The sequence below is a fragment of the Hymenobacter sp. DG01 genome, from assembly GCF_006352025.1.
Classification (GTDB): Bacteria; Bacteroidota; Bacteroidia; order Cytophagales; family Hymenobacteraceae; genus Hymenobacter.
The window spans coordinates 1,006,049-1,018,751 of the sequence record NZ_CP040936.1; the positions used below are offsets into that span (position 1 = coordinate 1,006,049).

13 protein-coding genes and 2 tRNA genes are annotated in these 12,703 nt (G+C 60.4%); 5 read left to right on the forward strand and 10 right to left on the reverse strand.

What is annotated here, in order from left to right; genetic code table 11:
• Positions 1-135: 135 nt before the first annotated feature.
• Genes FGZ14_RS04200 through FGZ14_RS04210 form a run of 3 tightly spaced genes read right to left on the reverse strand, consistent with a single transcriptional unit; the run spans position 136 to position 3,340 of the window.
• Positions 136-1,176: a S41 family peptidase gene (locus tag FGZ14_RS04200; protein ID WP_139921530.1), complete on the reverse strand. Its 1,041-nt coding sequence runs from the start codon at positions 1,174-1,176 to the stop codon at positions 136-138.
• Positions 1,177-1,210: 34 nt separating this feature from the next.
• Positions 1,211-1,594: a hypothetical protein gene (locus FGZ14_RS04205; RefSeq protein ID WP_139921532.1), complete on the reverse strand. Its 384-nt coding sequence runs from the start codon at positions 1,592-1,594 to the stop codon at positions 1,211-1,213.
• Between the two features lie 30 nt (positions 1,595-1,624).
• Positions 1,625-3,340: a M28 family metallopeptidase gene (locus FGZ14_RS04210; protein ID WP_139921534.1), complete on the reverse strand. Its 1,716-nt coding sequence runs from the start codon at positions 3,338-3,340 to the stop codon at positions 1,625-1,627.
• Positions 3,341-3,663: 323 nt separating this feature from the next.
• On the opposite strand from FGZ14_RS04210, the gene FGZ14_RS04215 reads away from it, so the two are divergent.
• Entirely contained in the window at positions 3,664-4,434 is a 771-nt protein-coding gene (locus FGZ14_RS04215) for a nucleotidyltransferase domain-containing protein (protein WP_139921536.1), read from the forward strand.
• Between the two features lie 28 nt (positions 4,435-4,462).
• On the opposite strand, the gene FGZ14_RS04220 is transcribed toward FGZ14_RS04215, so the two are convergent.
• On the reverse strand, positions 4,463-4,942 hold the full coding sequence (locus tag FGZ14_RS04220; RefSeq protein WP_139921538.1) for a GNAT family N-acetyltransferase: 480 nt from the start codon (positions 4,940-4,942) through the stop codon (positions 4,463-4,465).
• 51 nt (positions 4,943-4,993) lie between these two features.
• Here FGZ14_RS04220 and FGZ14_RS04225 point away from each other — a divergent pair, with 51 nt between their 5' ends.
• Positions 4,994-6,088 (forward strand): DNA polymerase beta superfamily protein, encoded by a 1,095-nt coding sequence (locus FGZ14_RS04225; protein WP_219601055.1) that lies wholly within the window; start codon positions 4,994-4,996, stop codon positions 6,086-6,088.
• A gap of 70 nt (positions 6,089-6,158) precedes the next feature.
• On the opposite strand, the gene FGZ14_RS04230 is transcribed toward FGZ14_RS04225, so the two are convergent.
• The 3 genes from FGZ14_RS04230 to FGZ14_RS04240 all read right to left on the reverse strand — a co-directional run bounded on the left by FGZ14_RS04230 (position 6,159) and on the right by FGZ14_RS04240 (position 7,428).
• A complete protein-coding gene (locus FGZ14_RS04230; protein WP_139921542.1) occupies positions 6,159-6,395 on the reverse strand; it encodes a hypothetical protein in 237 nt (78 codons plus the stop codon).
• A gap of 163 nt (positions 6,396-6,558) precedes the next feature.
• Positions 6,559-6,840 (reverse strand): hypothetical protein, encoded by a 282-nt coding sequence (locus FGZ14_RS04235; protein ID WP_139921544.1) that lies wholly within the window; start codon positions 6,838-6,840, stop codon positions 6,559-6,561.
• A gap of 405 nt (positions 6,841-7,245) precedes the next feature.
• The gene (locus FGZ14_RS04240; RefSeq protein WP_139921546.1) at positions 7,246-7,428 is read right to left on the reverse strand and encodes a hypothetical protein; all 183 of its coding nucleotides are present in this window, start codon (positions 7,426-7,428) and stop codon (positions 7,246-7,248) included.
• A 92-nt stretch (positions 7,429-7,520) separates the two neighbouring features.
• Here FGZ14_RS04240 and FGZ14_RS04245 point away from each other — a divergent pair, with 92 nt between their 5' ends.
• The gene (locus FGZ14_RS04245) at positions 7,521-8,468 is read left to right on the forward strand and encodes an ADP-ribosylglycohydrolase family protein (protein ID WP_139921548.1); all 948 of its coding nucleotides are present in this window, start codon (positions 7,521-7,523) and stop codon (positions 8,466-8,468) included.
• A gap of 38 nt (positions 8,469-8,506) precedes the next feature.
• Here FGZ14_RS04245 and FGZ14_RS04250 read toward each other — a convergent pair whose 3' ends face one another.
• From FGZ14_RS04250 to FGZ14_RS04260, 3 genes are all read right to left on the reverse strand, one after another.
• Positions 8,507-9,601 carry an ATP-binding protein gene (locus FGZ14_RS04250; protein ID WP_139921550.1) on the reverse strand — a complete coding sequence of 365 codons (1,095 nt, stop codon included), beginning with the start codon at positions 9,599-9,601 and terminating at the stop codon, positions 8,507-8,509.
• Between the two features lie 399 nt (positions 9,602-10,000).
• A tRNA-Asp gene (locus FGZ14_RS04255) sits at positions 10,001-10,074 on the reverse strand.
• Between the two features lie 371 nt (positions 10,075-10,445).
• Positions 10,446-10,519, reverse strand: a tRNA-Asp gene (locus FGZ14_RS04260).
• 253 nt (positions 10,520-10,772) lie between these two features.
• Between FGZ14_RS04260 and FGZ14_RS04265 the strand changes: the two genes are divergently transcribed.
• Together FGZ14_RS04265 and FGZ14_RS04270 are read left to right on the forward strand one after the other, a co-directional pair.
• Positions 10,773-11,720, forward strand: coding sequence for an acetyl-CoA carboxylase carboxyltransferase subunit alpha (locus FGZ14_RS04265; protein ID WP_139921552.1), 948 nt, complete (start codon positions 10,773-10,775; stop codon positions 11,718-11,720).
• A 119-nt stretch (positions 11,721-11,839) separates the two neighbouring features.
• On the forward strand, positions 11,840-12,691 hold the full coding sequence (locus FGZ14_RS04270) for an MBL fold metallo-hydrolase (RefSeq protein ID WP_139921554.1): 852 nt from the start codon (positions 11,840-11,842) through the stop codon (positions 12,689-12,691).
• Positions 12,692-12,703 lie beyond the last annotated feature (12 nt).

Consider the following 12,703-nt stretch of genomic DNA (forward strand, 5'->3'; position numbering starts at 1 on the left):
GCGGCAAACCGTGGGTCTTCCGTATAAAACCTGCCTATTATTCCTGAACCAGATTACCCCGCTGTTTTTTCAATCCGGAAAGCAGTGTAGCGAGCCCGGGCCTGACCATGGAAGGCTAATGGTGCCGGGCCGCTCCTAGCCTTTTCGGGCGGTCTTCAACCATTTCAACGCGGCCGCTACCTTGGCATCCCGGTTGAGGTCCGCGAAGTTGTCGCCCTCTGAGATGAGCACATCGGGGGTGATGTTGGACCGGTATATCACCCGGTTGCGGTCGGTTTCCTGGGTGCCGGCAATGGTAAGGTAGGCCGTGCCGCTGATTTGGTAGCTCTCATTGGCGGTGGTGGCCCCGTAGGTGGGCTCCCCGAAGAAGCGCGTGCGGGGTCGCCCTTTCAGACTGATAGCCACTATTTCGCCGGAGCTGGCCGTCATGCCGCTCAGCAGCACGGCCACGGGCTTATCGGTTTTCCGGACGGGGCAGCGGTCCTGCAGGGTGGTGACGCGCAGGGTATCCAGGTAGAAGTTACCCTGCTTGAGATACCACTGCTGGTCGGGCTTGCCATCCTTGTCCGCGAACCCGCCCAGGTAACCGTCGCCGATGATGGGGGCAATACCCGCCAGCATGGGAGCCATGGCCCCGCCGTCGTTCAAGCGCAGGTCGATAATCCACGCCTTGGCTTTATCGGGGTTGATGCGGCAGAGCGAGTCCTGCACCACTTTAGCCGCGTCGCGCATCTGCTGCAGGCTGCCCCCGGCGTTGATGCCCGGCAACTGCACGTAGCCCACGTTGCCGGGCAGCATTTTTACCAGCACGCCGGGCTTTTGGGCCAGGGCTTCCTTCACGGCCGCGTTGGCGTAGGGGGTGCGGGCCGGATTGCGCCACTTATAGGTTTTGCCTTTGTAAGTCAGCCAGCCATGGTCGTCCTTCAATTGTTCAAACACATACGGGTAAACCGGCAGCAGCTCCCGCACCGACTGGGCGCCCTGGGCTTTCTGGTACACCGCCTGGCGCAGCTGCGGCCAGTCCACCGAGCCCCGGTCCAAGGAATAGGTTTCCAGCAGCGTCAAACTCTTATCCAAAAAGGCCTTAACAGAATCGAGTAGCGGGGTAGGGGTAGTCTGGCAGTGGGCCGCCTGGGTGGCGGCCAGTAATAACACGAGAAATCCTAATTTCTTCATACTGCGAAGATGCAGATGGCGGGGGAAGGGTTGGTTAGGAAAGAATTTTGACCACTCGTAGCCGGTGCTGTTCTTGGGGATCAAACAAGCCTACATCATGCTTGACTGCGAATGACTTGGCAGCGTGATAAGCCATTTTAGCTTCAGAAAAGGAAAAAGCAGCATAGATCACCTTATTTCCAATGCTATAATCCGTCGTTTTTGGGTCGTCTATGTCTTCTATTGCATAGGGGCCATTTAATGGCGGAAAGACGGATATCATGTCCATAAACCAGTTGCGTAATGCTATTGTAGTATGCGCTGGGTCTTCATAATCGTGGTCTTCTGTCCATTCTGTTTGCTTCTCATACCATTGGATAAAATCGGTATTACTTTGGGGAGCAGCCTCTTTATCAAAAACCATTAAATCGAAGCTCATATTGATGTTTTATAGTTAGCAAGTTAATTCCTACCGCCCACCCATGCTCTTATCCCGGGCGCCCTTGAACTCGGAGCCGGCGCGCCACTGCGGGAAGGTGGTTTCGGCGGCCAGGCGCTGACCCACGCGGAAGTAGAGCTGGGCATCCTGGGCGATGCCCGAAAGGTCCCAGCTGGGGTCAAACTGGTCGGCGGGCTTGTGGTACATGTTAGTGGTGTAGTTCTGGCGCTGCTGGGCAATGTAGTCCTTGCCGCGGGTGCGGCCCTCGAAACCGCCGCTGGCGTAGAGCGAGGGCACGCCTACGTGGGCAAAGTTGAAGTGGTCGGAGCGGTAGAACATGCCGGTTTCGGGCTGCTGATCGGGGAGGATGTAGCGGTCCTGCTCCCGGGCGGCGGCGCGGGCGTAGTCCTCCAGCTCCGACTGCCCGTAGCCTATGACCGTGAGGTCCTTCATCTGCCCATAGGGCCAGAGCATGTCCATGTTCAGGTCGGCTACGGTTTTGTTGAGGGGGTAGGGCGGGTGCTGGGCGTAGTAGGCCGAGCCCAGCAGGCCCTGCTCTTCGGCCGTAACGGCCAGAAACACAATGCTGCGCTCCGGCTTCTGGGGGGCTTTCTGGAAGGCCTCGGCAATGCTGAGCAGGGCGGCCAGACCGGTGCCATCGTCCACGGCCCCGTTGTAGATGGAGTCGCCGGCAATGGCTTTGCCTACCCCGAAATGGTCCCAGTGAGCCGAGTAAATGATGTACTCGCCGGGGCGGGTGGTGCCGGGTAGCACGGCCTGCACGTTGCGCGAGGTCTGGCGGCGCAGTTGGTTCCGGATGCTGCCCGAGAGGGTAAGCCCGCCCAACGGCCGCGGCCGGAAGCCTTTGGTATTCGCAGCGGCGTAGAGCTGTTCGTAGCTCTGGCCGGCCGCCTGGAACAGCTTCTTGGCCGCGTCCAGGGTCAGCCAGCCTTCCAGGGCGCATTTGTCGGCGCCTTTGTTGGTGGTTTGGGCGCGCAGCTTGGGGCTGATAGCTCCGCTTAACACCACCGACCAGGGGTAGGCCGCCGGCTTGGTATCGTGCACGATAAGCACGCCGGCCGCGCCGTGGCGGGCAGCTTCTTCGTATTTGTAGGTCCAGCGGCCGTAGTAGGTCATGGCCTTGCCCTTGAACAGGGTCGTGTCCTGGCCGGCGTTGCCGGGGTCATTCACCAGCACCACCACGGTTTTGCCTTTCACATCGAGGCCCCGGTAGTCGTCCCAGCCGTACTCAGGCGCTACCACCCCGTAGCCGGCAAACACCAGCGGCGAGTTCGAAACGCTTACCTGCGGCTGCTCGCGCTGGGTAAAGCTCACGAAGTCGGTTTTATACTGAAAGCTCAGGGCCGGGCCTTTGCCCTTGATTTGAAGGGTAGGCGCTGGCGTGCCGGTAATTTCCACCAGAGGCACTGGCTGAAAGTACGAGCCCTCGGGACCGGGCTGCAGACCCAGGCGCTTGAACTCATCGGCCAGATACTGGGTGCTGCGCTCCTCGCCCGTGGTAAACGGCTTCCGCCCCAGCATCTCATCCGACGACACCGCCTGTAGGTAGCGGCCGATAGTAGCGGCGCTGATGGCTTCGGCCGGAGTGGTGGCCTGGGCTTCCGGGGTGAGGTCGGCAGCGGCGGTGGGCGCGGCGGAAGTGGTAGTGGCCGTTTGCGACTGGCAGGCGGCCAGGGTAGTCAGGCCCAGCAGTAAGCTGGCGGGAAGCAGGCGGGGGAGAAGCATGGAAACAGGCGGTTGAATCGGGCGGATAAGGTAGCAGAAGTTGCGGGCTAAACCGGCGTTTCGAGCAAACAAAACAACGCTTTGCCCTAGCGCCGCAAAACCGCCCTGCCTCCTGCCGCCCCCGAAACCCTACCCCGCGAAAGTGGTAAAGATGCCACCCGGCGTTCCGTGTGAGCTCTCAGCAGCAGGTAAAGCACATTTTAGGGCGGCCATGCGCCAGCCTCCATTCCCCGCCCCGGCAGCAGCGGCTCAGGCTCGGGCGGCGGCAACGTGGCTGGGGTGCTACCTTGCAATTCGTTATCCGACGTAGCCCTGTCCGCTCCATGCTCAACGCCCGCATCCAAACGGCCCTCACCCAACTCGAAGCCACCCACAACATCCGCATCCTGTACGCCTGCGAATCGGGCAGCCGGGCCTGGGGCTTTCCTTCGCCGGACTCCGACTACGACGTGCGCTTTCTCTACGCCCACCCCGCCGAGTGGTACCTGACGCTGGACGAGGGGCCCGATACGCTCACGTTTCCCGTGGATGAGGAGCTGGACCTGGCCGGTTGGGAGCTGCGCAAAGCCCTGAAGCTGCTGCGCGGCTCCAACGCCGCCCTGTTGGAGTGGCTTCAGTCGCCGGTGGTGTACCGGCAGGCCGCCGGGTTTCGGGAGGCGCTGGCGCCCTTATGGCCAGCCTGCTGGAACGCCCGGGCCGGCCTTAACCACTACGCCGGCCTGATGCGGCGTGGCGTTACCGAAGACCTGAGCGGCGAGCAGGTGCGCCTGAAACGACTGTTTTACGCCCTGCGCTCTACGCTGGCTGCCCGCTGGATTCAGCAGCGCCCCGCCGAGGTGCCCCCCATGGAGTTCCGGCAGCTGCGGGAGCTGCTGCCACCGGAGCTACAGAGCAGCGTGGATGAGCTGCTGGCCCGGAAGGCCACCGCCGATGAGAAAACCACCGTGCCCCGCCCGGCCGCTCTGGCGGAGTTTCTGCAAGCTGAATACGAAGCCGGGCTGGCCGCCCGCGACACCTTACCTATTCTTCACCGCCTTGACCCTACCCTGGAACTGAACGCGCTATTTCGGGCATGGCTTGCCCCAGCCACCTGAGCGGCTGCGTGCCCTGCCGGAGCTGTTTCTACGCCAGCCGGTAGATATATTCTTCAACCTCCGTCTGGCGGGCGTTGGCAAATCCTCTGTCGGTGCCGATTTGTACGAACCCGCAGTTTTCCAACACCTTACGCGAACCTACATTGTCGGAGACCACGCGCCCGAAAATAGGCCGGGTGGTTTCCAGAGCCAGAAATTGCCTTACGGCGGTTGTGGCCACTCCCTGGCCCCAGCGGCTCCGGTCTATCCAATAGGTAATTTCGGCGTCGCCCTCCCGCATAAACCTGGCGATGCTACCCACTATGGTTTCCCCAAGCAGAATGGTTTGCATGTGAATGCCGGGGTCGAGGAGAAACCGGGTGTATTTTGCGCGGTAGGCTTCCTGGTTGGCATGGTCCGCAGGCATAAAGGCGGCCAGGTAACACGCCTCTTTGTCCAGCTGAAACTGAAAAAGACGCTCCAGGTCGGCTGTCTCAGTTGGCCTTAACCTTACGTGGTCATTCTGCATTTCGATAAGCTCGTTGGGGCGGTTGCGAAGCCTGACGGAAAAGATACTGTGATGATGCTTACTATTTCTGACCTGCGCCAGCGCGGCCTCATTCTCTTCGAGGCCATCAGCGGCAGCCGCGCCTACGGCACCCACCTGCCCCACTCCGATACGGACCTCAAAGGCGTGTTTATCCTGCCTGAGGCGGAGTTCTACGGCCTGACCTACGTGCCCCAGGTAGCCAACGCCACCAACGACGAGGTGTTCTATGAGTTGCGCCGCTTCGTGGAACTGCTGGTGAAAAACAACCCCACGGTGCTGGAGCTGCTCGGCACACCCGAGGACTGCGTGGTGTACCGCCATCCGCTGTTTGATTCATTCCGGGCCGAAGATTTCCTCTCGAAGCTGTGCCGCCGGAGCTTCGCCGAGTATGCTGTGGCGCAAATTCGGAAGGCACGGGGCCTGAACAAGAAAATCAACCACCCCGAGCCGCCCCAGCGCAAGTCGGTGCTGGATTTCTGCTACGTGACGGTAGGAGCGGGGGCGCAGCCGGTAGCCACCTGGCTGGAGCGGCGCGGCTACGCGGCCCACCAGTGCGGCCTGGCCAACGTAAACCACCTCACCGACTTATACGCCCTGTTTGTGGATAAAACCTCCGGCCAGCGCCACGGCTACCGCGGCCTCGTGCGCGACCCGGAAACCTCGCAGGATGTGCAGCTCTCGGCCGTACCGAAGGGAGAAATGCCGGTGGCCTACCTCAGCTTTAACCGCAACGGCTACAGCACCTACTGCCGCGTGTACCGCGAGTACCAGGAGTGGAAACAGAAACGCAACCCGGAGCGCTATCAGAATACTGTGCAGCACGGCAAAAACTACGACGCCAAAAACATGCTGCACGTATTCCGGCTGCTGCGCATGGCCGAGGAAATTGCCTCCGACGGGCAGCTGCACGTACGCCGCCCCGACCGGGAGTTCCTGCTGCAAATCCGGCGCGGCGAGTTTGAGTACGAGCAGCTAGTGGCCGAGGCCGAAGCGTTGGTGGAGCGGGTATCAAACGCCTTTGCCACCTCAGCCTTGCCCGATACTCCGGACGCCGATGCCGCCGAGCAGCTGCTGGTGCGCACGCGCCGGGCCTGGTATGCCGCCCGCCCCGGCCACCAGCCATAATACAAGCGCCCGGCAGATACCTCCATGCAAGTGGGAGTATCTGCCGGGCGCTTAGTAGGTGCAAACCAGGCTACCGGGTAGAGTGGCGGCCTACTTTGTAGGAAGAGTGGCTACGGGCTTTCTGCTTAAAGAGGGAAAGCCGCTTCTTGCTCTTTTTGTGACCCTTATAGCGTTTATAGAATGGGCGGTGGGTATATACTTTGCCGCGCATCTTGGCCCGGGCGTAGCGGGTAGGGCGGGCGGCATCCGCTGGTTCGGCCACGCCCATCATCAACAGCGCAACCAACAAAAGCACGATTCGGGTCATAGGCCAAACGGGTTAAGTTCAACTGTATAACTCGGGGGCGGGTAAAAAATTGTGCTCTGCTTCCGCGTGTCAGCAGCCTTGCGACCCGGGCAGGGCCATAAACAGACCGGGCTTCTCCATTTGGAGAAGCCCGGTCTGTTTATGGCTGCGAAAGAAAGTAAGCCTAGCTGCCGCCAATGGTTTGGTTGCGCGAGGGCTGCTTGGGTGCCGGCGGGGTAGCTTTCCGGCGCTTGCGCCAGATCTGGTACCACCGCTGGCGGTAGCGGGCCGTACGCTTTTTTCGGGCCTTGCGGCCCCGCCCTTTGTAAGTGCGGTAGTTGGGGCGGTGCACGTAGGTTTTACCGCGCATTTTGGCCCGCGCGGCCGGGCCGGCCTGGCCCAGCGCCGGGCTGACATCGACCAATGCCATCAGCATCAGCCAGAGAAGGAGGAAAAGTCTTGGCATATGAGAAAAGAGAGATAATCCAGTGGAAGAGGGGGGCAAAAGTAGAGACGGCTGGGCAACTATTCGGCCAGAATGCGAGCAATACGCAAAAAAAGTCGGCCCCGAATTGTGGAATCGGCCGGGCAGCCGCATCTGTCTGGTAGAAATTATATGCTACCTGGCCTATGTTACAATTCTTACATTTCCTTCAGGTGCTGCTATGAATTAGCCTGCTCCCAATTGGCAGCACGGCTCAGCAGCTCTTGGCCTCGGCCCGCAGCTACCTGACCAAAGTGTTCCGGCCCACCGACGCCCATTTGAGGTGTACCGTGGGTATCTGCGCCACCAGGTAGGCGTTTTTACGGATGTGCTGCCTGTGGGCCGCCACACGTTCCGGGTGGTGTAGCGGCCCCGCTACCGGGGGCGCTACACCATCAACCCGGCCATAGCCGAGCTCATGTATTTCCCTACCCGCTTCGGGCGCTCGGCCAGCAGGCAGGCCGTGGTGGAGTAGGGGCGTAAGCCGGAGAGGTAAACATCCGCGCTGTCGTGCGCCGCCACGGTGGGGCGGGCGTTTTGTTGGGGGCCCATCCCGTGGCGTACCTTCACGGCTCCGGAAGCTATGCCTGCCGAGCAGCCAGACCACCGTGGGCGCTTAGCCGAGCTGCCACCGCTTTTCTTGTTTTCTCAAGCCTTTCCTGATGCTTACTTCCTCCAAAGAGTCTCAGATCCGGGCGGCCCTGCTGGGCCTGGCCGTTGGGGATGCCCTGGGCGTACCCGTTGAGTTCCAGAGCCGCGCCGCCCGCCAACTCGACCCCGTGGTGCACATGCGCGCCTATGGAACCCATAACCAGCCGGCCGGCACCTGGTCCGATGATGCCTCGCTTACGTTTTGCCTGGCCGAGGCTATTGCCGCTGGTTTTTCGGTGGAAAAGCTGGCTGATAATTGCAGCCGCTGGTACTACCAAAACTTCTGGACTCCGCACGGAACGGTCTTTGACATCGGCATCACTACCCGCGAAGCCATTCAGAAACTAAAGGCCGGAGCCAACCCCGTGCTGGCCGGGGGGCGGGATGAGTACAGCAATGGCAACGGCTCCCTGATGCGAATTTTGCCGCTGGCTTTCTATCACGAGGATTTTCCAGTGAAGGCTCGTTTTCAGCTGATCCGTGAAGTATCAGCTATTACGCACGGGCATATTCGCTCGGCGGTGGCGTGCTTCCTGTACCTGGAAATGGCCGCGTACCTCCGGGTGGGGCTCAAACCGGCGGCAGCTTACGCCCAGCTCTGTACGGCCTCGCCGGCTAAGCTCGACGAGCTCAATATCCCGGCCCACGAGGCAGATCATTTCAACGTCATTCTCAGCGGCCGCCTGCCCGACCTGCCTCAGCAGCTGATCAAGAGCGGCGGCTACGTAATGCATACGCTGGAAGCGGCCCTATGGTGCTTGATGCGCTATGAAACCTACCCCGAAACCGTGCTGGCCGCCGTCAACCTTGGCGACGATACCGATACCACCGGCGCGGTAGCGGGCGGGCTGGCCGGTCTGTACTACGGCGAAGTCGCTATTCCTGCCGACTGGCTGCAGGTGCTAGCCCGCCGCCCCGACATAGAGGATCTGGCCCGGCGCATGGCGGCGGGCGTGTAGGGGCACAGGTACGTCTCGGACCTGCCTTAGCAGGCAGCCTAGGGGGTAGGCAGCAGGGGTAGCGTAACCAGAAAAGTGCTGCCCTCCCCCTCGCAGCTTCGCACGGTGAGGGTGCCCTGGTGCAGCTCTACCAGCATTTTGCACAGCGAGAGACCTACCCCCAGTGTGGGCTCGTTGCGCAGGCCCGGCCGCCGGGCCGGGGTGAAGCGTTCAAATAAGCGGGGCTGCAGCTCCAGGGGAATCCCAATGCCATTGTCGCTGACCGTGAGGTGAGCCATCACGCCCTGCACCGCCACCAGTTCAATAATCAGGTGGCCGCCATCGGGCGTAAACTTTAGGGCGTTGCTGAGCAGGTGGGTAATGATTTGCAGGAATTTATTCACGTCGATGCGCACGTACACGGGGTAGGCCGGCAGGCGCAGGTCCAGGGTGTGCGCGGCCAGGGCCTCGGCGCGGGGGTAGTCTTCCAGCGTCCGCCGTAGCCGCTCGCCTAGCTCTACCCGCTCCAGGTTCAGGGCAATAGTGGCCGACGTCTGGATTTCTTCGGTAGTAAACTCCTGAACCAGTCGGGCTCCCTGCTGGCTGCGGTTTTCAATGCGGCTCAAACCCTCCACTAGCCGGGTGCGGATGTAGCCTGTTACGTCGTCTTCGGCATCCCAGCGCAGGCTCTGCGAAAGAACCAGTGTATCGGCCAGGTCCACAGACAAAATTTCCAGAATGGTATTCTTGCGGGCGTTGAAACGGTCGGCGTGGCTTCTGTAATGCTTGGCAACGGAGATGTCGCGCACTACGCCGCCAATCCAGCCGGGGCCGGTGGCAGCAGGCTGGTAGCTGGGCGTGAGCTGCAGCCATTGGTCAGGTTTGCCAGCTATCTGCAGCCGGAACTCTACTTCCTCATGCAACTGGCCCTGCACCCAGCGGCCCCAGCACTCGGCTAAGTAGGGCCGGTCCTCGGGGTGCAGACGCTGCAGCAGGGCCGGCAGTTCTTCGTTTACATGGTTTGCCTGTCCGCCTATTACCCACTCGTAGGCCGCATTCACGAACACCACCCGCTGGCTTTCCAGCTCATAAATAAACTGAACCTGCGGATTGGTGCGGGTCTGCTCCAGTAAGAAAGCGCCAATATCTAGCATACCACCAGGTAGGAACAACGTTTTAAAAGAAGGCGCCCATCTGGGCTGGGGTATGCGGCTCTTACCCGCCTGCCATCGGGGCCCGGTCTTGCCAGCGGGCCTCTTTAGCAAACGGCCCCACCGCCAAGGTCTTGAACACGCGTCATTATCCTGCAAGAGCAGGGCGTGGGCCGGTAACAGCCAGCCCCCGGTCAGCGAAGCGTACCGTTTCGCGGCGGTAATATAGGGCTTGCCAACTCCCAACCCGTACGCACCCCACGCCAGGTAGTTGGAAAAGTGCCCCGCAAAAGTGGCTGACAGTCAGGTGAAAATGCGCAGCTCTGGTAGGAGCCGTAGCTGGCAAAACCAGGGGTTGATAAATGAAAAAGCCCCAGCATCAGATGATGCTGGGGCTTTTTGCGGTCCGGACGGGACTCGAACCCGCGACCTCCGCCGTGACAGGGCGGCATTCTAACCGACTGAACTACCGAACCGTTTACTTTAACTGAGAAGCCGTGTGCTTTCCGTTATTGTGATGCAAATATAGAAGGTCGATTTTGACTGTGCAAACAAAAAAATGCGTCAGTAGGGCAGGAGAGGGCTTTTTTCAGGGGTAGTGTTCTGTTACTAAACAGGATAGGCCTGGAAAAAAAATTTAGCATGACAGCCACACGAAGCAAAATAGTGCCCAGAAAATGCTCCACTGCGTTGCTTCAACCGGGTAAGCCACGGTAGCCGGCGCAGTGGTGGTAGCCGTAGCCCGGGCTTGCAAAGCAGGCACCCGCGCAGGCGACACCTAGGTGCCCGAACGGAACCCGGAAAAGATAAAAGCAAAAGGCCCTTCAGAAATTCTGAAGGGCCTTTGCGGTCCGGACGGGACTCGAACCCGCGACCTCCGCCGTGACAGGGCGGCATTCTAACCGACTGAACTACCGAACCAGGTTGTTCTACTTCGCTGCTGGGTGGCGTTGAAGTGGTGCAAAAGTAGAAGACCGGATTGGACTGCGCAACAGATAGGCTAAAAAAAGCTGAAAAAAGGAGCGGTTGATTTTGTTTAAGCCTGTTTATCAGGAAGAAAATTTTTTGAAAAAATCGGTAGCGCGGGGCCGTGGGCGGTATCAGCCTCGTCGCTTACCTTTGCTTTCTTCTCATTCCCCCTCGCAACCTCCTTAACACGCACTCCGCCGTGGCAATGCTCCTCGATTTCGAACAACCGATTGCCGCTCTCGAAGGCAAGCTCCGTGAAATGCAACAACTGGCCCTCGACAGCCAGGTGGACGTATCAGAAGCGGTAACGGCCCTCGAAGCCAAAATTCAGGCCCTTAAAAAGGAAACCTATCAGAACCTGACCCGCTGGCAGCGGGTGCAGCTCTCGCGCCACCCCGACCGGCCCTACACCCTCGACTATATTGAGGGGATGACGGAGAAGTTTATTGAGCTGCACGGCGACCGGACTGTGGCCGATGACAAAGCCATGGTGGGCGGATTTGCCGAGCTGGATGGCCGCTCCGTGATGTTTATCGGCCAGCAAAAGGGCCGTAATACCAAGCAGCGGCAGCTGCGTCGCTTCGGTATGCCCAACCCCGAGGGCTACCGCAAGGCCCTGCGCCTGATGAAGCTGGCTGAGAAGTTCAACCGCCCCATCGTAACCATGATTGACACGCCCGGGGCTTTCCCCGGTCTGGAAGCCGAGGAGCGCGGTCAGGGCGAGGCCATTGCCCGCAACCTCAAGGAAATGTTTTTGCTGAAGGTGCCGGTTATCTGCATCATCATCGGCGAAGGTGCTTCGGGCGGGGCCCTGGGCATTGGTATCGGCGACCGGGTGCTGATGCTGGAAAACACTTGGTACTCCGTTATTTCTCCCGAGAACTGCTCCACCATTCTGTGGCGCTCCTGGGATTATAAGGAGCAGGCTGCCGAGGCCATGAAGCCGACAGCCACCGACATGCTGCAGGCCGGCCTCATTGACGGCATCGTGAAGGAGCCGCTTGGCGGGGCCCACACCGATACGGCCACCATGATTAATACCCTGAAGCAGACCATTCTGCAGACGCTGGATGAGCTGGAGGCCCTGCCTCAGGAGGAGCGCATCAGCCAGCGCATCGACAAATTCGCGAGCATGGGCGTGGTAGTGGAGTAGAACGCTCCCTGGCCCCTGCCTCAGAAGAACGTCATGGGTAGCCGGGCTGCCCATGACGTTCTTTTTTATTTCTTCGTGCTGATTTCCTACCCCCGTTCCACCCACCAACCCTTTCGCTCATGACCCTGCATACCCTTGATACCGGCCTGTTTAAGCTTGATGGCGGCGCCATGTTTGGTGTAGTGCCCAAAAGCATGTGGCAGAAGCTTAACCCCGCCGACGAAAACAACATGTGCACCTGGGCCATGCGCTGCCTGCTGATTGAGGACGGCGGGCGCCTGGTGCTGGTTGACAATGGCATCGGCGACAAGCAGGACGAGAAGTTCCGGGGCCATTTTTACCTGCACGGCACCGATACGCTGGAAAAGTCGCTGCGGCAGCTGGGCTTTACCGCAGCGGATATTACTGATGTATTCCTGACCCATCTGCACTTCGACCACTGCGGCGGCTCGGTGGTGCGCACCCCGGCGGGCAAGCTGGAGCTGGCTTTTCCCAACGCTACCTACTGGAGCAACTCAAGCCACTGGGACTGGGCCGTAACGCCCAACGCGCGCGAGAAGGCCAGCTTTCTAAAGGAAAATATTCTGCCCATACAGGAAAGCGGCCACCTGCGCTTCGTGGATGCCACGGCCGCAACCCTGCCAACCGAGCTTGCCTGCTTCCGGGAAATCATCTTCGCCGACGGGCACACGGAGAAGATGATGGTGCCCGTACTCGACTACAAGGGCCGTACGCTGGCCTTCATGGCCGATTTGCTGCCCAGCGCCGGCCACGTGCCACTGCCCTACGTGATGAGCTATGATGTACGCCCCCTGGTAACGCTCGGGGAGAAGGAGCGGGTGCTACGCCAGGCCGCCGATGAAAACTGGGTGCTGCTGCTTGAGCACGATGCCCAGACCGAGTGCATCACCGTAGAGCACACCGAGAAAGGCATCCGGGTTGCCGAACGCTTCCGCCTCAACGAGCTGTAAGCCTCCTCTGGG

What these genes read in the sequence shown, in the direction of transcription:
- FGZ14_RS04200 (WP_139921530.1), bottom strand. Translation starts at nt 1,176, where the DNA reads ATGAAGAAATTAGGATTTCTCGTGTTATTACTGGCCGCCACCCAGGCG.
- FGZ14_RS04205 (WP_139921532.1), bottom strand. Translation starts at nt 1,594, where the DNA reads ATGAGCTTCGATTTAATGGTTTTTGATAAAGAGGCTGCTCCCCAAAGT.
- FGZ14_RS04210 (WP_139921534.1), bottom strand. Translation starts at nt 3,340, where the DNA reads ATGCTTCTCCCCCGCCTGCTTCCCGCCAGCTTACTGCTGGGCCTGACT.
- FGZ14_RS04215 (WP_139921536.1), top strand. Translation starts at nt 3,664, where the DNA reads ATGCTCAACGCCCGCATCCAAACGGCCCTCACCCAACTCGAAGCCACC.
- FGZ14_RS04220 (WP_139921538.1), bottom strand. Translation starts at nt 4,942, where the DNA reads ATGCAGAATGACCACGTAAGGTTAAGGCCAACTGAGACAGCCGACCTG.
- FGZ14_RS04225 (WP_219601055.1), top strand. Translation starts at nt 4,994, where the DNA reads ATGATGCTTACTATTTCTGACCTGCGCCAGCGCGGCCTCATTCTCTTC.
- FGZ14_RS04230 (WP_139921542.1), bottom strand. Translation starts at nt 6,395, where the DNA reads ATGACCCGAATCGTGCTTTTGTTGGTTGCGCTGTTGATGATGGGCGTG.
- FGZ14_RS04235 (WP_139921544.1), bottom strand. Translation starts at nt 6,840, where the DNA reads ATGCCAAGACTTTTCCTCCTTCTCTGGCTGATGCTGATGGCATTGGTC.
- FGZ14_RS04245 (WP_139921548.1), top strand. Translation starts at nt 7,521, where the DNA reads ATGCTTACTTCCTCCAAAGAGTCTCAGATCCGGGCGGCCCTGCTGGGC.
- FGZ14_RS04250 (WP_139921550.1), bottom strand. Translation starts at nt 9,601, where the DNA reads ATGCTAGATATTGGCGCTTTCTTACTGGAGCAGACCCGCACCAATCCG.
- FGZ14_RS04265 (WP_139921552.1), top strand. Translation starts at nt 10,773, where the DNA reads ATGCTCCTCGATTTCGAACAACCGATTGCCGCTCTCGAAGGCAAGCTC.
- FGZ14_RS04270 (WP_139921554.1), top strand. Translation starts at nt 11,840, where the DNA reads ATGACCCTGCATACCCTTGATACCGGCCTGTTTAAGCTTGATGGCGGC.